This is a genomic window from Tepidiphilus succinatimandens, assembly GCF_006503695.1.
GTDB classification, from domain to species: Bacteria; Pseudomonadota; Gammaproteobacteria; order Burkholderiales; family Rhodocyclaceae; genus Tepidiphilus; species Tepidiphilus succinatimandens.
The window spans coordinates 109319-129435 of the sequence record NZ_SBIK01000002.1 but is presented as its reverse complement, the minus strand read 5'-3'; the positions used below and the strand labels follow the sequence as shown (position 1 = coordinate 129435).

The 20117-nt window shown below is 63.9% G+C and carries 22 protein-coding genes and 1 tRNA gene; 19 read left to right on the top strand and 4 right to left on the bottom strand.

Annotation, left to right across the window (positions count from 1 at the left end; genetic code table 11):
- Positions 1-59 precede the first annotated feature (59 nt).
- Positions 60-132 (bottom strand) — tRNA-Lys (locus EPD82_RS02720).
- A 159-nt stretch (positions 133-291) separates the two neighbouring features.
- Between EPD82_RS02720 and EPD82_RS02715 the strand changes: the two genes are divergently transcribed.
- Positions 292-861 (top strand): RNA pyrophosphohydrolase, encoded by a 570-nt coding sequence (locus EPD82_RS02715; RefSeq protein ID WP_055423457.1) that lies wholly within the window; start codon positions 292-294, stop codon positions 859-861.
- A complete protein-coding gene (gene coq7 / locus EPD82_RS02710) occupies positions 851-1492 on the top strand; it encodes a 2-polyprenyl-3-methyl-6-methoxy-1,4-benzoquinone monooxygenase (RefSeq protein WP_055423458.1) in 642 nt (213 codons plus the stop codon). The genes EPD82_RS02715 and coq7 overlap by 11 nt, the downstream gene beginning before the upstream one ends.
- A 19-nt stretch (positions 1493-1511) precedes the next feature.
- Here coq7 and EPD82_RS02705 read toward each other — a convergent pair whose 3' ends face one another.
- On the bottom strand, positions 1512-1931 hold the full coding sequence (locus EPD82_RS02705) for an OsmC family protein (RefSeq protein ID WP_055423459.1): 420 nt from the start codon (positions 1929-1931) through the stop codon (positions 1512-1514).
- 340 nt (positions 1932-2271) lie between these two features.
- On the opposite strand from EPD82_RS02705, the gene rplM reads away from it, so the two are divergent.
- The 14 genes from rplM to EPD82_RS02635 all read left to right on the top strand — a co-directional run bounded on the left by rplM (position 2272) and on the right by EPD82_RS02635 (position 13981).
- Positions 2272-2700 carry a 50S ribosomal protein L13 gene (rplM, locus tag EPD82_RS02700; RefSeq protein ID WP_055423460.1) on the top strand — a complete coding sequence of 143 codons (429 nt, stop codon included), beginning with the start codon at positions 2272-2274 and terminating at the stop codon, positions 2698-2700.
- 10 nt (positions 2701-2710) lie between these two features.
- Entirely contained in the window at positions 2711-3103 is a 393-nt protein-coding gene (gene rpsI, locus EPD82_RS02695) for a 30S ribosomal protein S9 (protein WP_055423461.1), read from the top strand.
- Positions 3104-3231: 128 nt separating this feature from the next.
- Positions 3232-4266 (top strand): N-acetyl-gamma-glutamyl-phosphate reductase, encoded by a 1035-nt coding sequence (gene argC / locus EPD82_RS02690; RefSeq protein ID WP_055423462.1) that lies wholly within the window; start codon positions 3232-3234, stop codon positions 4264-4266.
- A 78-nt stretch (positions 4267-4344) separates the two neighbouring features.
- The gene (erpA, locus tag EPD82_RS02685; protein WP_055423463.1) at positions 4345-4695 is read left to right on the top strand and encodes an iron-sulfur cluster insertion protein ErpA; all 351 of its coding nucleotides are present in this window, start codon (positions 4345-4347) and stop codon (positions 4693-4695) included.
- Positions 4696-4735: 40 nt separating this feature from the next.
- Positions 4736-5503, top strand: coding sequence for a 3-hydroxyacyl-CoA dehydrogenase (locus EPD82_RS02680; protein WP_141055100.1), 768 nt, complete (start codon positions 4736-4738; stop codon positions 5501-5503).
- Positions 5504-5531: 28 nt separating this feature from the next.
- On the top strand, positions 5532-7994 hold the full coding sequence (locus tag EPD82_RS02675) for a heavy metal translocating P-type ATPase (protein ID WP_141055097.1): 2463 nt from the start codon (positions 5532-5534) through the stop codon (positions 7992-7994).
- 4 nt (positions 7995-7998) lie between these two features.
- Complete coding sequence (gene ccoS / locus EPD82_RS02670; protein WP_141055093.1) at positions 7999-8202, top strand: cbb3-type cytochrome oxidase assembly protein CcoS; 204 nt, start codon at positions 7999-8001, stop codon at positions 8200-8202.
- A 294-nt stretch (positions 8203-8496) separates the two neighbouring features.
- Positions 8497-9939, top strand: a complete 1443-nt coding sequence (gene ccoN / locus EPD82_RS02665; protein ID WP_141055090.1) for a cytochrome-c oxidase, cbb3-type subunit I — start codon at positions 8497-8499, stop codon at positions 9937-9939.
- A 13-nt stretch (positions 9940-9952) separates the two neighbouring features.
- Positions 9953-10594, top strand: coding sequence for a cytochrome-c oxidase, cbb3-type subunit II (ccoO, locus tag EPD82_RS02660; RefSeq protein ID WP_141055087.1), 642 nt, complete (start codon positions 9953-9955; stop codon positions 10592-10594).
- 16 nt (positions 10595-10610) lie between these two features.
- Entirely contained in the window at positions 10611-10787 is a 177-nt protein-coding gene (locus EPD82_RS02655) for a cbb3-type cytochrome oxidase subunit 3 (RefSeq protein WP_055423469.1), read from the top strand.
- 1 nt (position 10788) lies between these two features.
- Positions 10789-11688, top strand: coding sequence for a cytochrome-c oxidase, cbb3-type subunit III (gene ccoP, locus EPD82_RS02650; RefSeq protein WP_141055084.1), 900 nt, complete (start codon positions 10789-10791; stop codon positions 11686-11688).
- 120 nt (positions 11689-11808) lie between these two features.
- Positions 11809-13248: a cytochrome c oxidase accessory protein CcoG gene (gene ccoG, locus EPD82_RS02645; protein ID WP_141055081.1), complete on the top strand. Its 1440-nt coding sequence runs from the start codon at positions 11809-11811 to the stop codon at positions 13246-13248.
- Positions 13249-13264: 16 nt separating this feature from the next.
- A complete protein-coding gene (locus EPD82_RS02640; RefSeq protein WP_055423471.1) occupies positions 13265-13783 on the top strand; it encodes a FixH family protein in 519 nt (172 codons plus the stop codon).
- Between the two features lie 15 nt (positions 13784-13798).
- Positions 13799-13981, top strand: coding sequence for a DUF3149 domain-containing protein (locus EPD82_RS02635; RefSeq protein ID WP_055423472.1), 183 nt, complete (start codon positions 13799-13801; stop codon positions 13979-13981).
- A gap of 59 nt (positions 13982-14040) precedes the next feature.
- Here EPD82_RS02635 and EPD82_RS02630 read toward each other — a convergent pair whose 3' ends face one another.
- Positions 14041-14484: a universal stress protein gene (locus EPD82_RS02630; RefSeq protein ID WP_055423473.1), complete on the bottom strand. Its 444-nt coding sequence runs from the start codon at positions 14482-14484 to the stop codon at positions 14041-14043.
- A 204-nt stretch (positions 14485-14688) separates the two neighbouring features.
- On the opposite strand from EPD82_RS02630, the gene EPD82_RS02625 reads away from it, so the two are divergent.
- Positions 14689-16101 carry an MBL fold metallo-hydrolase RNA specificity domain-containing protein gene (locus EPD82_RS02625; RefSeq protein ID WP_240803295.1) on the top strand — a complete coding sequence of 471 codons (1413 nt, stop codon included), beginning with the start codon at positions 14689-14691 and terminating at the stop codon, positions 16099-16101.
- Complete coding sequence (locus tag EPD82_RS02620) at positions 16088-17854, top strand: PHA/PHB synthase family protein (RefSeq protein ID WP_141055074.1); 1767 nt, start codon at positions 16088-16090, stop codon at positions 17852-17854. The genes EPD82_RS02625 and EPD82_RS02620 overlap by 14 nt, the downstream gene beginning before the upstream one ends.
- 18 nt (positions 17855-17872) lie before the next feature.
- Here EPD82_RS02620 and fnr read toward each other — a convergent pair whose 3' ends face one another.
- On the bottom strand, positions 17873-18610 hold the full coding sequence (fnr, locus tag EPD82_RS02615) for a fumarate/nitrate reduction transcriptional regulator Fnr (protein ID WP_141055071.1): 738 nt from the start codon (positions 18608-18610) through the stop codon (positions 17873-17875).
- Positions 18611-18707: 97 nt separating this feature from the next.
- Here fnr and hemN point away from each other — a divergent pair, with 97 nt between their 5' ends.
- Entirely contained in the window at positions 18708-20111 is a 1404-nt protein-coding gene (hemN, locus tag EPD82_RS02610) for an oxygen-independent coproporphyrinogen III oxidase (RefSeq protein WP_206202154.1), read from the top strand.
- Positions 20112-20117: the final 6 nt, after the last annotated feature.

Sequence of the window (20117 nt, the reverse complement as noted above, 5' to 3'; positions counted from 1 at the left end):
GCAAGAAGGCACGAGGTGCGGCGTAACTGCCCGCGGGGGAGGATTTTCGTGTCTGCAGATGGGTCGTGCAGGATTCGAACCTGCGACCAACGGATTAAAAGTCCGCTGCTCTACCGGCTGAGCTAACGACCCGTCGAAGAAGGCAAGATTATAGGGAATCGTCCGCAGAACTGTCAAGCGATTTCCGCGTCTTTTCCTTCTGGGCAGGGCAGAGAAGGATGGCGAGGCTGCGCTTTCCTTTGACGCCTCATTATGGAACAATAGCAGCAACGAAGAATCGAGGAAACGACCATGCTCGACCGGGAAGGATACCGCCCGAACGTCGGCATCGTGCTCGTCAACGCGCGCAACGAGGTGTTCTGGGGCAAACGGATCCGCGAACATTCCTGGCAGTTCCCGCAAGGCGGCATCAAGAAAGGGGAGACGCCGGAAGAGGCAATGTACCGCGAGCTGCATGAGGAAGTCGGGTTGCTGCCGCAGCACGTCCGCATCCTGGGGCGCACGCGCGACTGGCTGCGCTACGACGTGCCGCGGCGCTGGGTGAAGCGCCAGTGGCGCAATGTCTATCGAGGGCAGAAGCAGATCTGGTTCCTGCTGCGTCTGGTGGGGCGTGACTCCGACGTCTGTCTGCGCGCCACCGCACACCCCGAGTTCGATGCCTGGCGCTGGGCGCACTACTGGGTGCCGCTCGATGCGGTGATCGCCTTCAAGCGCCGCGTCTATCAGCTTGCCCTGATCGAACTGTCGCGCTATCTCGACGTGCCGCCACCGCACACCCAGCCGCAGTATCGCGAGCTGATCGAGGAACTGCCGCCCGACTTGCCTGCCGCGCCGCGAATGGAGGAACGCCATGGACGCTGAACGGCTCGACGCGCTCGACCGGATGATCGTGGAATTCGATCGCGCCTTGCGCACCGTGTTCGCGCCGGCAAGGGGTGCCCGGCCCATGCCCGGGGCCGATTTGCCCGGCGGCCCGCTCGAAGAGGCCGAGCGCCGGCACGTGGAGGGGCTGTTGCGGGTGGATCACACCGGCGAGATCTGCGCCCAGGCGCTCTATCAGGGGCAGGCGCTCACCAGCCGCGACCCCGCGATCCGCGAGGCGCTGCGCCGCGCCTCTGACGAAGAGGTCGATCACCTCGCTTGGACCGAAGCGCGTCTGCATGAGCTCGGCGGACGGACCAGCCTGCTCGATCCTCTGTGGTATCTGGGTTCCCTGGCGATCGGAGTGGCGGCAGGGGTGGCAGGGGACGACTGGAACCTGGGCTTTCTCGCCGAGACCGAACGTCAGGTCGAGCGCCACCTCGAGGGGCATCTGCAGGCGCTGCCGCAGGCGGATCGGCGCAGCCGCGCCATCCTCGAGCAGATGAAGGAAGACGAGGCGGGACATGCCCGGCTCGCGGAGTCGCTTGGCGCCCGGCCTCTGCCAGCGCCGATCCGCGGCGCGATGAGGCTCGCTTCCAGGGTGATGACCACGCTCGCCTACCGCATTTGAATCGCCGCCAGCGGCGGGGTCACGCTTCCTCGACGATCTCCCAGGTGTGTTCGAGTTCGGCCGTCTTGCCGAGCATGATGGACGCCGAGCAGTATTTTTCCGCCGAGAGCTTCACCGCCCGCTCGACGCGGTCCGCATCCAGTCCCCGGCCGCGCACGACGTAGTGGAAGCGGATGCGGGTGAAGACTTTGGGGTCGCTCGGGGCGCGTTCGGCCTCGAGCCGTACTTCGCAGCCGCGCACCGCCTGCCGCCCTTTTTCCAGGATCATCACGATGTCGAAGGCGGTGCAGCCGCCAGCACCGGCGAGCAGCAGCTCCATGGGGCGCGGCGCCAGATTCCGTCCACCCGCCTCCGGGGCTCCGTCCATGGCCACGAGGTGGCCCGAGCCCGTCTCCGCCAGAAAAGTGCGCCCCTCGACCCAGCGAACCGTGCATTCCATGTCACATCCTCCGTGTTTTGCGCAGTGCAAGATTGTAGGAGATTTCTCGATAAGAGAGTCTGATTTTATTATCGAAAAGTTTATTGTGCAGCGCGCCATTTTTTCTTGCTTTTTACGCCAGGCATCCCTATCATACGCATCAACGAATCACGACTTGTGTGGTTCGACCGGTGTCTCCTCCACCCTCCTCCTTTGGTGTGGATTGAACGCCGCCTCTTCGAGGCGGCGTTTTTTTTTCGTCTGCCCTGGAGGATGCGATTGACAAGGGGGCTCTCCTTGCGCTAACATCGCCTGCTTTCCAGAAGGGCCAGACTCGGGCCTGAGATGATCGAGGATACGCATGAAAACGTTCTCCGCCAAGCCGCACGAAGTCACGCGTGACTGGTTCGTCGTCGATGCGTCGGGCAAGGTGCTGGGTCGGCTCGCGGCCGAGATCGCCCGCCGCCTGCGTGGCAAGCACAAGGCGATCTACACCCCCCACGTCGATACCGGTGATTACATCGTGGTCGTCAACGTCGACAAGATCCGCGTCACGGGCAACAAGGCTACCGACAAGAAATACTACCGCCACTCGGGTTATCCTGGCGGTATCTATGAGACTACATTCGAGAAGCTGCTGCAGCGCCATCCCGAGCGGGTGCTCGAGAAAGCGGTCAAGGGCATGCTGCCCAAGGGGCCGCTGGGTTACGCGATGCTGAAGAAGCTCAAGTGCTACGCCGGCGCCGAGCATCCGCACGCCGCGCAGCAGCCAAAAGTGCTGGAAATCTGAGGAGTCAGCGATGGCGGTGTCGTACAATTACGGAACGGGGCGGCGCAAGGAAGCCGTCGCCCGCGTGTTCATCAAGCCGGGTTCGGGCAATATCGTCGTCAATGGCAAGCCGCTCGACGAATTCTTTTCCCGCGAGACGGGGCGCATGATCGTGCGTCAGCCGCTGAGCCTGCTCGAAGTCGAGAATCGGTTCGACATCATGGTCAATGTCGACGGCGGCGGCGAGTCCGGCCAGGCCGGCGCGGTGCGCCATGGCATCACCCGGGCGCTCATCGATTACAACCCGGAATGGAAGGCGCAGCTGCGCGCTGCCGGGTTCGTGACGCGCGACGCGCGCGAAGTCGAACGCAAGAAAGTCGGCCTGCGCAAAGCCCGTCGCGCCAAGCAGTTCTCCAAGCGCTGACCGTCTTCGTCGGTTCCGTTTCATGGAAAGCCACCCCCGCGGTGGCTTTCGTCGTTTTCGGATGGCGCTCTCGATTTTTGATCGCGGCCGGGTGATAATCGCATCTGGTGATCCTTGGAGGTCGGACGATGATCAAGGTAGGGGTTGTCGGTGGCACGGGCTATACGGGCGTAGAATTGCTGCGGCTGCTCAGCCACCATCCCGAGGTGTCGCTCGAGGCGATCACCTCGCGCACCGAGGCCGGAATGCCGGTGGCCGAGATGTTTCCCAGTCTGCGCGGCCACGTGGACTTGCGTTTCGCCACGCCCGACGAAGCAAGGCTCGAGCGCTGCGACCTCGTCTTCTTTGCCACCCCCAACGGCGTGGCGATGAAAGAGGCGCGGCGACTCCTGGATGCCGGAGTGCGCCTCATCGATCTCGCAGCGGATTTTCGCCTGGCCGACGTCGACCAATGGGAGCGCTGGTATGGCATGACGCATGCCGCACCCGAACTCCTCGAGGAAGCCGTCTACGGCCTGCCGGAAGTCGAGCGCGAGGCGATCGCCCGTGCGCGTCTGGTGGCCAACCCTGGCTGCTATCCCACCGCGGTGCAGCTCGGCTTTCTGCCGCTGCTCGAGGCGAATGCCGTCGCGCGCGACGGGTTGGTGGCCGATTGCAAGTCTGGTGTCTCCGGTGCCGGGCGCAAGGCCGAAGTGCATACGCTCTTTGCCGAAGCCGCGGACAACTTCAAGGCCTACGGTGTGGCCGGTCACCGCCATCTACCCGAGATCCGTCAAGGGCTGCAGCGCATCGCCCGCGGCCTGCCGGTGGAATTGACCTTCGTGCCGCATCTCACGCCCATGATCCGCGGAATCCATGCCACCCTCTATGCGCGGCTCACGGACCCGTCACTCGACGTGCAGGCGCTCTTTGCCGAGCGCTATGCCGGAGAACCCTTCGTGGACGTGCTGCCGGCTGGTTCGCATCCGGAGACGCGCTCGGTGCGCGCGAGCAACCTGTGCCGCATCGCCGTGCACCGGCCGCAGGGAGGTGACGTCGTCGTCGTGCTCTCCGTGATCGACAACCTGGTCAAAGGGGCGGCAGGGCAGGCGGTGCAGAACATGAACCTGATGTTCGGTTTTCCGGAAACCCTGGGGCTAGACCTGGTGCCAGTGAGCCCCTGAAACCACGGGAACGGCGCGCGCCATTTCCGGTCCATAACTCCGTCGCGCCCGCGACGACCCTGACGAGGAGCCCATATCATGACGACCGAAACCCAGACCGACGACGTGCTCATCTTTACCGACAGCGCCGCCGCCAAGGTGCGCGAGCTGATCGAAGAAGAAGGCAACCCGGACCTCAAGCTGCGCGTGTTCGTGACCGGCGGCGGCTGTTCCGGCTTCCAGTACGGCTTCACCTTCGACGAGGAAGTGGCCGAAGACGACGCCGTGATCGAGAAGGGCGGCGTGACGCTGCTCATCGATCCCATGAGCTACCAGTACCTGGTCGGCGCCGAGATCGACTACGTGGAAGGAATCGAAGGGGCGCAGTTCGTGATTCGCAACCCCAATGCCACCACCACCTGCGGCTGCGGACAGTCTTTCTCCGTGTGACGCTTTCGGCAAAGATCGGCGAACGATAAGGGAGGGAGCGATGCAGATCGCAGGGGGAGTGTTTCTCATCACCGGTGGCGCCTCCGGCCTGGGAGCGGCCACCGCCCGCATGGTCGTGGCCGGTGGCGGCAGAGTGGTACTTGCCGACCTCGACGAGGCGAAGGGCCAAGCGTTGGCCGCCGAACTGGCTGGTAACGCCTATTTCGTACGCACCGACGTCACCGACGAAGCGAGCGCCAAGGCAGCCGTCGCGGCGGCGGACGAGCGCTTCGGCCGGCTCGACGTGCTGGTCAATTGTGCTGGCGTCGTTCCGGCCGAGAAGATCGTCGGCAAGGAAGGTCCGCACCGGCTGGAATCTTTCGCCCGAACGATCCAGATCAACCTCATCGGCACCTTCAACCTGATGCGCCTGGCCGCTGCCCGCATGAGCGCCAACGAACCCAATGCCGAGGGGGAGCGCGGTGTCATCGTCAATACGGCCTCCGTGGCCGCTTTCGACGGTCAGATCGGGCAGGCGGCCTATGCCGCTTCCAAGGGGGGAGTGGTGTCGCTCACCTTGCCGGCGGCGCGTGAATTGGCCCGCTGGGGGATCCGGGTGATGGCCATCGCTCCCGGGATCATGGAAACGCCCATGCTGTTGGGGATGCCGGCCGACGTGCAGGAGTCCCTGGGCAAGATGGTACCCTTCCCGCCGCGCATGGGGCGTCCGGCCGAATATGCCGTTCTGGTGCGGCACATCGTCGAGAACGTCTATCTCAACGGGGAAGTGATCCGCCTCGACGGCGCCATCCGCATGGGGGCAAAATGAACCGCAGCGGAGACGAACGAAGGCAGGGATGAACGAGACCACTTTGGAGCGGGCGGAGAGTGCTGCCGGCGCAGAGGAAAGCTGCTATCACTGTGGCCTGCCGATCCCGCCCCAGACGCATTTCACCGTGGTGATCGACGGCCGGGCGCGGCGCATGTGCTGTGCTGGCTGTGCCGCCGTGGCCCAGGCCATCGTCGATAACGGTTTGTCCGACTACTACCGCCACCGCGATGCCATGCCCGAGCCGGTGCGAGAAGCCCTGCCCGAGGTGGTGCGCGAGCTCGAATCCTTCGATCTGCCCGAGCTCACCGAGCAAGTCTCACGGCCGGTGGGCGAGCACGAGCGCGAGGTCACCCTCATCCTCGAAGGCATCACCTGCGCGGCCTGCGTCTGGCTCAACGAACAGCACCTGCGCCGTCAGCCGGGCGTCACCCACGTCGAGATCAACTACGCCACCCGCCGTGCGCTGGTGCGCTGGGACCCGGAGCGCACCAGCCTGTCGCGCATCCTCAAGGCGATCGCCGAGATCGGCTATCGCGCCCATCCCTTCGATCCGAAGAAGGCCGAGGAAGTGGCCCAGCGCGAACGCCGTTCCATGCTGTGGCGCGTCTTCGTGGCCGGCTTTGCCTCGATGCAGGTGATGATGTATGCCATTCCCACTTACCTGGCAGGTGAGGGGGACATGCCGGCCGACATCGAACGCCTGCTGCATTGGGCAAGCCTCGTGCTGACCCTGCCGGCGGTGTTTTATTCCTGCGGACCGTTTTTTGCCAACGCCTGGCGCGACCTGAAGCTGCGGCGCATCGGCATGGACGTGCCAGTGGCGCTGGGCATTGGCGTGGCGTTTCTCGCCAGCCTCTGGGCGACCGTCAGCGGCCAGGGCGAGGTCTACTTCGATTCGGTGTCGATGTTTGCCTTTTTTCTGCTGGGGGGGCGTTTCCTCGAAATGCTCGCGCGCCAACGGGCGGTGCGTGGCCTGGAAGAAGTCGCCCGCGTCATCCCTGCGGTGACCGAACGGCTAGAGTCTGGTACCTGGGAACGGGTGCCGGTGGCGCGGCTCGCGCCGGGCGATCGCATCCGCGTGCGTCCTGGACAGACCATCCCCGTCGATGGACGCGTGGGTTTGGGACACAGCGAAGTGAGCGAAGCCATCCTCACCGGGGAGAGTCGCCCCATCCCCAAGGCCGAAGGGGATCTGGTGCTCGGTGGCAGTCTCAACGGCGGCGGGGTGCTGGAGGTCGTGGTGGAGCGCGTCGGTGAGGAGACGCGGCTTGCCACCATCCGCCGGGCGATGGAGCGCGCCCAGAGCGAGAAACCGGCGCTTGCCTCGCTCGCCGACCGCTATGCCAGCCGTTTCATCATCGCGGTGCTGGGATTGGCCGTGATCACCATCGGGCTGTGGGCATGGGTCGATTCCTCCCGCATCGTTCCCATCGTCGTCTCGGTGCTCGTCGTCGCCTGTCCCTGCGCCCTGTCGCTGGCCACTCCCGTGGCCTTGACGGCGGCCACCGACGCCCTGATGCGCTCGGGGGTGTTGGTGACGCGCGGTCATGCCCTCGAGACCTTGGCGCGGCTCACCGACATCGCCTTCGACAAGACCGGCACGCTCACGCGCGGACAGCTGACCGTGGTCGAGGTCTTGCCGGCGCCCGGGCGCGATGCGCGCCAGGCGCAGACGCTCGCTGCGGCGCTGGAGGCGGCGAGCGAGCACCCCATCGCACGCGCGTTCACCGGGACGGCGCCGGCAAACGTGCCGGTCGCGGCATTCGAGGCCATCACTGGCCAAGGCTTGAGTGCCCGGGTCGCCGGCAAACGGACCTGCATCGGTCGTCCCGAGTGGGTGGCCTCGACGCTTGGGCTGTCCCTCGAGGCGATGCCGCGCGCAAGCGATGATCGTGCGCTCACGCGCGTGGCGCTGGGGGACGAAACCGGCTGGATCGCCGTTTTCGGTCTGTCCGATGTCCTGCGTGAGGAGGTACCGGAGCTGCTGCACGAACTTCATGGACTCGGTTTGCGCACGCATCTGCTCTCCGGCGATGCGCCGGAGATCGCGGAAACGGTGGCGCGCACGCTCGCCATCGACGAGGTCCGCGCCGGCATCACGCCCGAAGGCAAGATCGACGCCTTGCGTCAGGTGATGGCGCAGCCGGGGCGGGTGGTCGCCATGGTCGGCGACGGCGTCAACGACGCGCCGGTGCTCGCGGGGGCGCATGTCTCGGTGGCGATGGGTGGGGGGGCGGATCTCGCCCGACTCAATGCCGACGTCGTGCTGCTGGGCGACGATCTCTCGGGCATCGCACGCGCCATACGCCATGCGCGGCGCACGCTCGCGATCGTGGCGCAGAACCATCGCTGGGCCTTTGCCTACAATCTGCTCGCCATCCCCTTCGCCATGGCCGGCTGGGTGACGCCGTGGATGGCGGGGCTCGGCATGGCGGCGAGTTCCCTGGGCGTGGTGCTCAATGCGCTGCGCCTGCAGCGCGCGAGGTGAGACGATGGAAAGCCTCTATATCCTGATTCCGCTGTCGGTGGTGCTGGTGTTCGTCATCGGGCTCGTCTTCTGGTGGTCGGTGAAGAGCGGACAGTTCGACGACCTGCAGGGGCCGGCCTACCGCATCCTCTTCGAGGATAGGGACGAGGCCGGCTCCGGCGATGCGGTGCCTCCCTCAGGCAAGCCGGCGGATGAAGAAAAAAAGTGATGTTGTTTGACTTGCGTCAAAAACCTCTATGAAGACAAGGAATAGAATCTTCCTCGGTTTGGGTGCGAATCCAAGCCGTTTTTGGGTTCCTTGTCTCTCTGTTGGGGTTGGGGCACGCTGGGGCGTGCCCCTTTTTTTGTCCCCGCCGCCACACTTTTCCTGCGTTTGCTACGCCATCGACTAAAATGTTGACTGAAGTCAACACGACTTTGCACGTGCGGCGTATCCTACCGCCTGTCGCAGTCGGCGGACGCGCCGGGGTGATTTCGGTAAGTTCTCATTGGAGAGGTGACCATGCAAACGGAAACGACTTATAACTACAAAGTCGTGCGCCAGTTCGCCATCATGGCGGTGGTGTGGGGCATCGTAGGCATGCTGGTCGGGGTGTTGATCGCCGCCCAGCTGGTCTGGCCGCAGCTGAATTTCCCTCAGCTCGGCGAGTGGTTCCACTTCGGGCGCTTGCGCCCCTTGCACACGAACGCGGTGATTTTCGCCTTCGGCGGCTCGGCGCTCTTCGCCACGTCCTACTACGTGGTGCAGCGTACCTGCCACACCCGGCTCTTTGCGCCGGGCTTGGCAGCCTTCACTTTCTGGGGCTGGCAGCTGGTGATCGTGCTCGCCGCGCTCTCCTTGCCGCTCGGGTTCACGACGGCCAAGGAGTATGCCGAGCTCGAGTGGCCGATCGACATCCTCATCACCCTCGTGTGGGTGGCCTACGCCGTGGTGTTCTTCGGCACCATCGCCAAGCGGCAGGTGAGCCACATCTACGTCGCCAACTGGTTCTACGGCGCCTTCATCATCGCCGTGGCGCTGCTGCACGTGGTCAATAGCGCCGAAGTTCCAGTGCTTGCCGCCGGTCTTCTCACGCCGAAGTCCTATTCGGCCTACGCCGGGGCGCAGGATGCCATGGTGCAGTGGTGGTACGGCCACAACGCCGTGGGCTTCTTCCTCACCGCCGGGTTCCTGGGCATGATGTACTACTTCGTGCCCAAGCAGGCCGGTCGTCCGGTGTATTCTTACCGGCTCTCCGTGGTGCACTTCTGGGCCCTCATCTTCACCTACATGTGGGCCGGTCCGCACCACCTGCACTACACTGCGCTGCCCGACTGGACCCAGTCGCTGGGGATGATCTTCTCGCTCATCCTGCTCGCGCCGTCGTGGGGTGGGATGATCAACGGCATCATGACGCTCTCCGGTGCCTGGCACAAGCTGCGTGACGACCCGATCCTCAAGTTCCTCATCGTGTCGCTCTCTTTCTACGGCATGTCGACCTTCGAAGGCCCGATGATGTCGGTGAAGACGGTCAACGCCCTGTCGCACTACACTGACTGGACCGTGGGTCACGTGCACTCCGGGGCGCTCGGCTGGGTGGCGATGGTGACCATCGGCTCCCTCTACTACCTGATCCCGCGGCTCTACGGCAAGGTCGAGATGTACTCGAAGGATCTGGTCACGGCGCACTTCTGGATCGCTACCATCGGCATCGTGCTCTACATCGCCTCGATGTGGATCTCGGGCGTGATGCAGGGTCTGATGTGGCGCGCCACCAACCCCGACGGCACGCTCACCTATGCCTTCGTCGAGGCGGTGAAGGCCTCCTACCCCTTCTGGACCATCCGGGTGCTCGGCGGGCTGTTGTTCCTGACCGGGATGCTGGTGATGGCCTACAACGTGTTCAAGACCGTCGCGGGCGCCAAGCCCGTCGATGCGCCGGTGCTGGCTCCGGCCCATGCGTGAGGGAGAGTGAATCATGGCCAATTCCAAACACGAAATCCTCGAGCGTAGCGTCACGCTGCTCATCATCGCCACCTTGCTGGTGGTGAGCATTGGTGGCCTGGTCGAGATCGTGCCGCTGTTCTTCCAGCATTCGACCACCAAGCCGATCGACCGGCAGGGTAATCCGCTCGATGTCAAACCCTACGACGCGCTGCGCCTCACCGGTCGCGACATCTACATCCGCGAAGGCTGCTACAACTGTCATTCGCAGATGGTGCGTCCCTTCCGGGCCGAGACCGAGCGTTATGGCCACTACTCGGTGGCGGGTGAATACATCTACGACCGCCCCTTCCAGTGGGGGTCCAAACGTACCGGTCCCGATCTGCACCGTGTGGGCGGCCGCTATTCGGACAACTGGCACATCGCGCACCTGCGCAACCCGCGCGACGTCGTGCCAGAGTCCAACATGCCGGCCTTCCCCTGGCTCGACCGGCCGATCAGCCAGCGCGACATCAACGCCATCCAGGACAAGATGAAGGCGCTTCGTGCCTTGGGCCACCCCTACACCGACGAGGAGATCGCGCAGGCGCCATCCATGCTCGAGGGCAAGACGGAGATGGAGGCCCTGGTGGCCTACCTGCAGGGCCTCGGCCGGGCGTTGTCCAATTTCCAGTGAGTGAGAGGAGGGCGTGATGGACATCAACGACCTGCGTTCCTTGGTGACGGTGCTGTCGTTCCTTTGCTTCATCGGTATCTGCGTTTGGGCGTACAGCCGCGCCGCCAAGCCGGCGTTCGAAGAAGCCGCACGCCTGCCGTTCCTCGAGGACGACGACCCGGTGCTCGCCAACGATCACAAGGAAGGGAACTAAAATGGCAGACTTCATCAATGGGTTCTGGAACGCGTACGTGATGGTGCTCGTGGCGCTGAGTATCGCGTTCTGCATCTTCATCATCGCCTCCAACATGCGGGCGAGCGGCAAGGTGGGTGAGCTGCAGCCGCACAAGTGGGACGAGACGCTGCAGGAGTGGAACAACCCGCTGCCGCGCTGGTGGATGTATCTGTACTGGCTCACCATTTTCTTCGGCATCGCTTACCTCATCATCTACCCCGGCTTCGGCTCTTTCCCTGGCATCGCCAAGTGGACCTCGGTGGGGCAGTGGGAGCAGGAGATGAAGAAGGCCGACGAGCAGTATGGTCCGAAGTTCGCCAAATACCGCAACATGGACGTGAAAGCGGTGGCGGCCGATCCCGAGGCGATGGGCATGGGCAAGCGGCTCTTCCAGACCTACTGCATGCAGTGCCACGGGGCCGACGCGCGCGGGGCCAAGGGCTTCCCCAACCTGACTGACCATGACTGGCTGGGCGGGGACGGCTCGCCCGAGTACATCAAGACCACCATCACCGCGGGGCGCATGGGCGTGATGACACCCTTCAAGGACATCCTCTCCGAGGATCAGATGAAGGACGTGGCCAATTACGTGCGCTCGCTCTCGGGCCTGTCGCACGACGCGCAGCGCGCGCAGCGGGGCGCCCAGGTCTTTGCCGAGAACTGCGCCGTCTGTCACGGGCCGGACGCCAAGGGGAATCCGCTGCTGGGTGCGCCCAATCTCACCGACGACATCTGGCTGTGGGGCTCGTCGGAGGCCCAGATCATCTCCAACGTGACCAACGGCATCCAGAACCGTATGCCGGCGTTCGGGGAATTCCTGGGCGAGGACAAGGTCCACATTCTCACTGCCTACGTGTGGGGCCTGAGCAACAAGCAGTAAGGTCTGAGGCAGCAAAACCCGCGGCGGGGCGTCTGGGGACGTCTCGCCGCATCTTCCCTTCCCGCCGGAGTGCTTCTGTTCTATAAAGAACGCGGGTTCTGACGAAGAGTCTTCCTCATCATGAACGAACCGCTGAAAACCGCCGAGACGCGCCCTGCCGCGAAGGCCGCTGCTTCCGAAGAGGCGCCTTCCACGCTCTACGCCAAGCGCAAGAAACTCTATGTCCGTTCCACCACGGGGCCTTTCCAGCGGCTGCGGTGGTTCTTCGTCTTTCTCACCCAGGCGATTTTCTACGGTTTTCCGTGGCTCACCTGGAACGACCGTCAGGCGGTGCTCTTCCATCTCGTCGAGCGCAAGTTCTACCTCTTCGGCTGGGTGTTCTGGCCGCAGGACGTCTTCTACCTCTCGCTCATCCTGATCCTGTCGGCCTACGCGCTCTTTTTCTTCAGTGCCGTGGCCGGGCGTGTGTGGTGCGGCTATACCTGTCCGCAGACGGTCTATACCGAGATCTTCCTATGGTTCGAGGAAAAGATCGAGGGCGATCACATCAAGCGGCGCAAGCTCGACGCTTCGCCCTGGACCATGGAGAAAATCCTCAGACGCGGCGCCAAATACGCCGTATGGATCATCTTTTCCCTCGTCACGGGCTTCACGCTGGTCAGTTATTTCACGCCGCAAAGAGAGCTGTGGCATGAGCTGCTTTCCTGGAGCTTCGGCCCGTGGGAGACTTTCTGGATTTTCTTCTACGCCGGGTTTACCTTCCTCCTCGCCGGGGTGCTGCGCGAGCAGGTATGCAAGTACATGTGCCCTTATGCGCGCTTCCAGGGCGTGATGTTCGACCCGGACACCCTCATCATCACGTACGATGCCGAGCGAGGCGAGCCGCGCGGGCCGCGCAAGAAGGGGGTCGATCCCCGTTCGCTGGGTCTGGGGGATTGCATCGACTGCGGCATCTGCGTGCAGGTTTGCCCCACGGGGATCGACATTCGCAACGGGCTGCAGTATGAATGCATCGCTTGCGCCGCCTGCATCGATGCTTGTAATCAGGTGATGGACAAGATGGGCTACCCTCGCGGACTCATCCGTTACACCACCGAAAACGCGATGGCGAATCATTGGGACCGCGCCCAGACCATCCGCCGCGCGCTGCGTCCGCGGGTGCTCATCTACGGCGTCATCCTCATCGTGGTGGCGTCGGTGCTCTTCTGGAAGATCGCTACCCGGCCCGACGTGCGCGTCGACGTGATGCGCGACCGGGCCGCGCTCGCGCGCGAGATCCGCGGCGGTTGGATCGAGAACGTCTATACGCTCAACATCATGAACATGGTCGAGCGGCCGCGGCGCTTCACGCTCACGGTGGGTGGTTTGCCCAACCTCAAGCTCGAGGGTCCGGCGGAGTTCGACGTGCCGCCCGCGACGACCTTGCCGCTGACGGTGCAGGTGCAGGCGCCGGCAGGAACGGCCCCCGCCGGGACGCACAAGATCTATTTCGAGGTCAAAGTGGTGGGCGAACCCGAAGATGTGACGCGAGAAGTGGCCACCTTCATCATTCCGGAGTAAGGCAATGGAAGCTCGGATGGATGCGCGCAATACGTCCCGGACGATACCCTGGTACCGCCAGAAATGGCCATGGCTGCTGATGCTGCCGCCGGCGGCAGCGGTGGTGGGCGGGTTCATCACCCTGTGGCTGGCGATCAAGACCTGGGATGGCTTGGTGGTCGACGATTATTACAAGGAAGGCTTGGCGATCCGCAAGACGATGGATCGATCGCTGAAGGCCGGCGAGCTCGGCCTGACCGCCTATGTGAGCATCGATGCCGAGCGTCTGCGCCTGCGCTTCGACGAGGAGCGCGCCAAGGCGAGACCGCCTTTTCTCGTCGTGACGCTCACCCATCCCACCCGGGCCGGCATGGATCAGGTGGTGCGCCTGGTGCGCGACGAGGGGCGCTACGTCGCGCCGATTGCGCCGCTCAACGCTGGGCGCTGGCTGGTGCAGATCGAAGATGAGTCCCGCGAGTGGCGACTGAACGGGACCGTGCATGTTCCCACAGAGAGCGAGGTGAAAATCGAACCGTTCGTACCTGCAGCAGACTGAAAGGAGGGACGTGCCATGTCGGATGCACTGCGTGAATTGTTTTCTTCGGGGATTGGCTTGCTGAGCCTCTTCACCATCGCCTTCATCATCGTGATGGCGTTTTACATCTACCGCTACGTCAAGCAGCAGATCCAGGAAGAGGAAAAAAGTGGCAGCACCGCCGCCTCTTCGGGGCAACAGAAGCACCGTTTGTCGTAACGCGAAACGAGAAAAGGCCGCATCGTGCGGCCTTTTTTGAGTACAGCGGGCAAAGGGGCTCAGCGGTAGACGAGCACCGGCAGCTTGCTGTGGGTAAGCACTTTTTGCGTCTCGCTGCCGAGCAGGAGGCCCGCCAGACCGCGTCGGCCGTGTGAGGCCATGAAGATGAGGTCGCAGCCGTGGCGCTGGGCGCAGTCGATGATCGCCTCCCACGGCGTGTCGCTCACCACCGTGTCGGTGTCGCACGGCACGTTTTCCTTTTCCGCCATCGCCTTGGCTTCGGCGAGGATCCGGTCGGCTTCTTCCTTGGCCGCGCGGCGGAATTGATCCGGCGTGGTGGGGTCGATCAGGGCGCCTTCGCCGTAGACCGGCAGCGGAAAATCCGGTTGGGCGTAGAAAAAGGTGATTTTCGCGCCAATGCTTTTGGCAAAGGCGACGGCGCGCTCAGAGGCGCTGCGCGACAGATCCGAGCCGTCCGTCGGCACCAGAATGTGTTTGAACATCGTGCTCCCTCCTCGAGTAGGTTAACATCGACCCATTATAACCACGCTCGGCCGAGGTGCAAGATGACGAAGAAAGGGCGACGACCGGGAAATGATGCCGAAAACCATGAAGGACACGGTGCAGGAAAAGGGCGCCGTCGCGAGCCGCCCCATTTTTTGCGCCGGCACCTTCCTCTCTTTCCCGAGGTGCGTTTCCTCGGGGGAGTGCAAGAGGTCACGGGGTCGTGTTACCACGTGGCGGCGCCTGGCGGCGAGTTTCTCGTCGAGTGCGGCATGTTCCAGGGAGGGCGCGAGGCGACGCGCAAGAACCTGGAAGCCTTCGCGTTCGATCCTTGGGCGCTGCAGGCGGTGATCGTCACCCATGCGCATCTGGATCATTCCGGTTTGCTGCCGCGTCTGGTGGCCTTGGGCGCAAGGGCGCCGATCCATGTGACGGAGGCGACCGCCGATTTGTTGCGGGTGATGCTGCTCGACAGCGCCCACATCCAGGAAAAGGAATGGGAGTGGCTCTCGAAACAGTCGCATCGTACCCGCCGCCGTCTGATGGTCTCCGATGCGCCGCTCTACACGGTGGCGCAGGCACAGGAGAGCCTGCGCTGGCTGCAGCGACACGATTATGGGCGCTGGTTTCCCGTGGTGGCGGGTGTGCGGGCCAGGTTTCATGACGCCGGGCACATCCTGGGTTCGGCCATCCTCGAGCTGGAGCTCGAGCGCGGCGACGGGGCGCTGCGCCGCTGGGTGTTCAGCGGGGATCTGGGCATGCCGGGGAGGCCCTTGGTGCGCGATCCAGCGCTGATTCCTGAAGCCGACGTCGTCTGGGTCGAATCGACTTACGGCGATCGGGAACATCGCCCATGGGACGAGTCGGTCGCCGAGCTGGAGACGGTGCTGCGCCAGACGCTGCCGCGGGGCAACGTCGTGATCCCGGCCTTTGCCGTCGGTCGCACCCAAGAGATGATCCTGCTGCTCGCCGATCTGGTACGCCGCGGCCGCTTGAATTCTCTCAACGTGGTGGTCGACTCGCCCATGGCCACCGAGGCGAGCGAGATCTCGGCGCGTCACCTCGAGCTGTGGGATGAACCCAGCCGAGAGCTTTTTTCCTGGATGCAGCGTAACCGCGACCGTTTCCGTCTGCGATTCACGGCAAGCGTGGAGGAGTCGATGGCGCTCAACGGCGTGCGCTCAGGGCTGGTGATTGTTTCAGCCAGTGGCATGTGCGAGGCCGGTCGCATCAAATATCACCTAAAATACAATCTACCCCGGCCGGAATGCGCCATCGTCATTGCCGGCTTCCAGGCGGCAGGCACCTTGGGGCGGCGGCTCGTCGATGGGGCGCAGCAGGTGACGATCTTCGGGGAACGGATCGCGGTGCGCGCCAGTCTGCATACGATAGGCAGCATGTCTGCGCATGCAGACCGGCAAGGTTTGCTCGGCTGGTTGCGCGGTTTCCGGCGCCCGCCGCAGCAGTGTTTCGTCACGCACGGCGAATCGGGGCAGTCGCAGTCCTTTGCCCATACGATCCGCAGCGAGCTCGGTTGGTCCAGCGTCGAGATCCCGGCTCGCGGTCAGACGTGGCAGGATTCTTGGCAACGAGGAGGTCGTCATGGCGAGAAGTAGGGCACGCAATCCGCGGCAGGAGCCGCGCGAGGAAGTGGAACGGCGCATCGAGGAGACGCCCGAACAGGTGGCGGAGATCGTGCATCGCGCCATGGAGGGCAGTTTCGATCCCTTGGGCAACATCGCCCCCATTCTGCACGCGCAGGTGCTTTGGGCCTTGCATCCGGTGGCGCTGTGGTCGAAGGAGATCGAGCTCGGCAAGCGCAACGTCGCGCTGATGCGCTATGTCGCGCAGCGCCTCTCGGGTCAGCCGGCCGAGCCGCCTTTCGTTCCCGAGCCTTATGACATCCGTTGGGACCATCCCGTATGGACCGAATCGGTCTGGTGGTCGACCCTGCAGCAGGGCTATCTCGGTTGGGGGCAGTCCCTGGTCGAGATGGTGCGCCAAACCCCCGCGATCGACGAGCGCGAACGGCGCCGCGCCGTTTTCTGGACGGGGGAATTCGTCAATGCGCTTGCACCGACCAATTTCTTTTGGACCAACCCCAAGGCGCGCGAGCTTGCCGCCAAGACGTGGGGGTTGAGCCTCTTCGAAGGGTTCAAGAACTTTTTCGCCGATCTGGCGGCCGGGCAGGTGCGGATGACGCGGCCGGACGACTTCCACGTCGGGGTGAACCTCGCCACGACGCCGGGGGATGTGGTGCACCGCAATGGGCTGGTGGAGATCATCCGCTATGCGCCGACCCGGCCGCAGGTGCATCGCCGTCCGGTGGTGATCGTGCCGCCGTGGATCAACAAGTTCTATGTGCTCGATCTCACTCCCGACAAGAGCCTGGTGAAGTATCTGTGCGACCAAGGGTTCGAAGTCTTTATCATCAGCTGGAAGAACCCCACGCGCGAGATGGCCAACACGACCTTCGACGACTATCTCATGCAGGGGGTGGACGTGCTCGTCGAGACGGCACGTTCGATCACCGGCGCCGACAAGGTCAATGCCGTGGGCTATTGCATCGGCGGTACGGCCTTGGCGAGCTACCTCGCGGTGATGAACCGCAAGGCGGGGGCAGACGCATGCCCCGTGGCGGATGCAACCTTCTTCACGACCCTCGTCGATTTCTCCGCCCCGGGCGACATCGAGGTCTTCATCGATCCGGCCACGGTCGATTTTCTCTGCCGCAAGATGCAGCTCGACGGTTATCTGCGCGGCGAGGACATGGCTGAGGCGTTTCGCTTGTTACGCTCCAACAGTCTCATCTGGCGCTACGTCGTGCACGGCTGGCTCTACGGCGAGGAGCCGGCGCCTTTCGACGTGCTCTACTGGAACATGGATCCGACGCGCATGCCGGCGAAGATGCACTGCTGGTATCTGCGCGAGTTCTATCTCAACAACCGCCTCATCCAGCCCGATGCGCTGACCCTGGCGGGCGTTCCCGTGGATCTGCGCCAGATCGTGCAACCGGTCTATGCCGTGGGCACCGAAGACGATCACATTGCCCCCTGGCAGCAGACTTTCAAGCTGCTGCGGCACGTGCGCGGGCCGCGGCGCTATGTGCTGTCGAGCTCGGGTCACATCCTGGGTATCGTCAACCCGCCGAAAGATCCACCAAAGCGCAAGTACTGGGTGAGCGACGTCGGCGATCCGGTGCCGCGAGCCGATTCCTGGCTCAAGTCGGCACCCGAGCATCCCAACAGCTGGTGGGACGATTGGGTCGCCTGGCTCAGACCGCAGGCGGGCGAACTGGTGGCGCCGAAGGACCCGGCGAGCGTGCCTTCACTCGGAAAGGCGCCGGGAAGCTACGTCCTCGAGCGCTGACGGCGCGCCGGTTCGTGTTTAGTGAGACAGGGGCGCCTGGATGAGACCACGCAGGCGCTCCCGGTCGCGCAGCCGGATGTTCTTGTGCTGCACCTCGATGAGCCCTTCTTCCTGGAAGTGCGACAGGGTGCGGGAGACCGTCTCGAGCTTGAGCCCGAGGTAGGAGCCGATTTCTTCGCGCGTCATCCGCAGCCGGAATTCCGTGCCGGAGAATCCACGGGCGGCGAAGCGTTGGGCGAGGTTGAGCAGGAATGCGGCAAGCCGCTCTTCGGCGCGCATGGTGCCGAGCAGCATCATGACACTTTGTTCGCGCACGATCTCGCGCGAGAGCACCTTGTGAAATTGCGCTTGAAGTCCGTGGATTTCGCGTGCGAGCGCTTCGAGGCGGGCGTATTCGATCACGCACACCTCGCTGTCTTCGAGCGCGATGGCGCTGACGACGTGCAGCCCCGTGCTGATGCCGTCCAGCCCCAGGAGCTCGCCGGTCATCTGGAATCCGGTGACCTGTTCCCGCCCGTCCTCAAGCACGATGGTGGTCTTGAACGAGCCGGCGCGGATGGCGTAGAGTGCTTGGAAGGGGCTGCGCACTTCGTAGAGCGCTTGATGGCGTTTGAGCTTGCGCCGGGTGCCGATGAGTTCCTCGATGCGGGCCACGTCTTCTTCGCTCAGCCCGACCGGCAGGCACAGTTCCATGAGGTTGCACTGGGAGCAGGCCACGCGCAATTGGCGCAAGGTGGGCGGAAGTTGGAGGTCCATTGTGCTTCTCTGGGGGGAAAGGAAACGTTTTCGTTGATGGCGGTCAACTCATCGTTGGCCGATTCGTGCCATATTATGGAGGTTGCCGCAGGCGTTCATGAGCACCGCGATGCAGGAAACCCATCGTCTCGTCGTCGACCCGGAGCTGATCCGTCGTTTCGACATCAGCGGGCCGCGTTATACCTCTTACCCCACGGCCGATCGCTTCGTCGAAGCCTTCGGGCCGGCCCAGTATGCCCGCTGGCTTGGCAGCCGCGAGGTGGGGGGGCTCAACCGGCCGCTGTCATTATACGTGCACATCCCCTTCTGCAATACGATCTGTTACTATTGCGCCTGCAACAAGATCATCACCAAGGATCATTCCCGCAGCGCGCGCTACCTCGATTTCCTCGAGCGCGAGATCGAGCTCGTCGATGGGCATCTGGCTGGCGGCCGTGAGGTTACCCAGCTGCACCTGGGCGGCGGCACGCCCACTTTCCTGGCCGAAGACGAGATGCGCCGGTTGATGGCGGCGATCCGGGCGCATTTCCAGCTCGCCGAGCATGGGGAATTCTCCATCGAGGTCGACCCGCGCAAGGTGGATGCGGCGCAGGTGGCCTTGCTCGCCGAGCTCGGATTCAACCGCATGAGCATCGGGGTGCAGGACTTCGACCCGCTGGTGCAGGCCGCGGTCAATCGCATCCAGAGTTTCGACGAGACGGCGGCGGTGCTGGAAGCGGCGCGCGACAATGGCTTCAAGTCGGTGAGCATGGATCTCATCTATGGTTTGCCGCACCAGACGGTGGAGCGGTTCGCCGCTACCCTCGAACGGGTGATCGAACTCTCGCCCGATCGCCTCTCGCTCTACAGCTATGCCCACCTGCCGCGGCTCTTCAAGCCGCAGCGGCGCATCGAGGAGGCGGCCCTGCCCACGGCGGCCGACAAGCTCGGCATCATGAAGTACGCCATCGAGCGTCTGGTCGATGCCGGCTACGTCTATATCGGCATGGATCACTTCGCCAAGCCCGACGACGAGCTGACGATCGCCCAGCAGCAGGGGCGCCTGCACCGCAATTTTCAGGGCTATTCGACCCAGGCCGAGTGCGACATGATCGCTTTCGGCACCTCCTCCATCAGCAAGCTGGGGGCGATCTACGCGCAGAATCACAAGACCGAGGAAGACTACTACGACGCGCTCGAGCGCGGTGAGCTGCCGGTGCTGCGCGGGGTGGAACTGACCGCCGACGACGTGCTGCGCCGTTCCATCATCCAGGCGTTGATGTGCCATTTCGAGCTGTCGATCGAATCGATCGAGATCGCGCATCTCATCGACTTCCGCCGTTATTTCGCGCCGGAGCTGAACGACCTGGCGCGCATGGCCGAGGCGGGGTTGGTGGAGATCGGAGATCGCTGGATCACGGTACTGCCGCCGGGGCGGCTGCTGGTGCGGGCGATCGCCATGGTGTTCGACCGCTACCTGCGCCACGACCGCGAACGCGCCCGCTATTCGCGCGTGATCTGAGGCGGC

Coding starts and splice junctions, on each gene's coding strand:
- EPD82_RS02630 (WP_055423473.1), bottom strand. CDS start 14,484: ATGTTCAAACACATTCTGGTGCCGACGGACGGCTCGGATCTGTCGCGC.
- EPD82_RS02655 (WP_055423469.1), top strand. CDS start 10,611: ATGGACATCAACGACCTGCGTTCCTTGGTGACGGTGCTGTCGTTCCTT.
- ccoG (WP_141055081.1), top strand. CDS start 11,809: ATGAACGAACCGCTGAAAACCGCCGAGACGCGCCCTGCCGCGAAGGCC.
- ccoP (WP_141055084.1), top strand. CDS start 10,789: ATGGCAGACTTCATCAATGGGTTCTGGAACGCGTACGTGATGGTGCTC.
- EPD82_RS02715 (WP_055423457.1), top strand. CDS start 292: ATGCTCGACCGGGAAGGATACCGCCCGAACGTCGGCATCGTGCTCGTC.
- rplM (WP_055423460.1), top strand. CDS start 2,272: ATGAAAACGTTCTCCGCCAAGCCGCACGAAGTCACGCGTGACTGGTTC.
- EPD82_RS02640 (WP_055423471.1), top strand. CDS start 13,265: ATGGATGCGCGCAATACGTCCCGGACGATACCCTGGTACCGCCAGAAA.
- EPD82_RS02705 (WP_055423459.1), bottom strand. CDS start 1,931: ATGGAATGCACGGTTCGCTGGGTCGAGGGGCGCACTTTTCTGGCGGAG.
- EPD82_RS02680 (WP_141055100.1), top strand. CDS start 4,736: ATGCAGATCGCAGGGGGAGTGTTTCTCATCACCGGTGGCGCCTCCGGC.
- argC (WP_055423462.1), top strand. CDS start 3,232: ATGATCAAGGTAGGGGTTGTCGGTGGCACGGGCTATACGGGCGTAGAA.
- ccoS (WP_141055093.1), top strand. CDS start 7,999: ATGGAAAGCCTCTATATCCTGATTCCGCTGTCGGTGGTGCTGGTGTTC.
- fnr (WP_141055071.1), bottom strand. CDS start 18,610: ATGGACCTCCAACTTCCGCCCACCTTGCGCCAATTGCGCGTGGCCTGC.
- coq7 (WP_055423458.1), top strand. CDS start 851: ATGGACGCTGAACGGCTCGACGCGCTCGACCGGATGATCGTGGAATTC.
- hemN (WP_206202154.1), top strand. CDS start 18,708: ATGAGCACCGCGATGCAGGAAACCCATCGTCTCGTCGTCGACCCGGAG.
- ccoO (WP_141055087.1), top strand. CDS start 9,953: ATGGCCAATTCCAAACACGAAATCCTCGAGCGTAGCGTCACGCTGCTC.
- rpsI (WP_055423461.1), top strand. CDS start 2,711: ATGGCGGTGTCGTACAATTACGGAACGGGGCGGCGCAAGGAAGCCGTC.
- EPD82_RS02635 (WP_055423472.1), top strand. CDS start 13,799: ATGTCGGATGCACTGCGTGAATTGTTTTCTTCGGGGATTGGCTTGCTG.
- EPD82_RS02675 (WP_141055097.1), top strand. CDS start 5,532: ATGAACGAGACCACTTTGGAGCGGGCGGAGAGTGCTGCCGGCGCAGAG.
- erpA (WP_055423463.1), top strand. CDS start 4,345: ATGACGACCGAAACCCAGACCGACGACGTGCTCATCTTTACCGACAGC.
- ccoN (WP_141055090.1), top strand. CDS start 8,497: ATGCAAACGGAAACGACTTATAACTACAAAGTCGTGCGCCAGTTCGCC.
- EPD82_RS02620 (WP_141055074.1), top strand. CDS start 16,088: ATGGCGAGAAGTAGGGCACGCAATCCGCGGCAGGAGCCGCGCGAGGAA.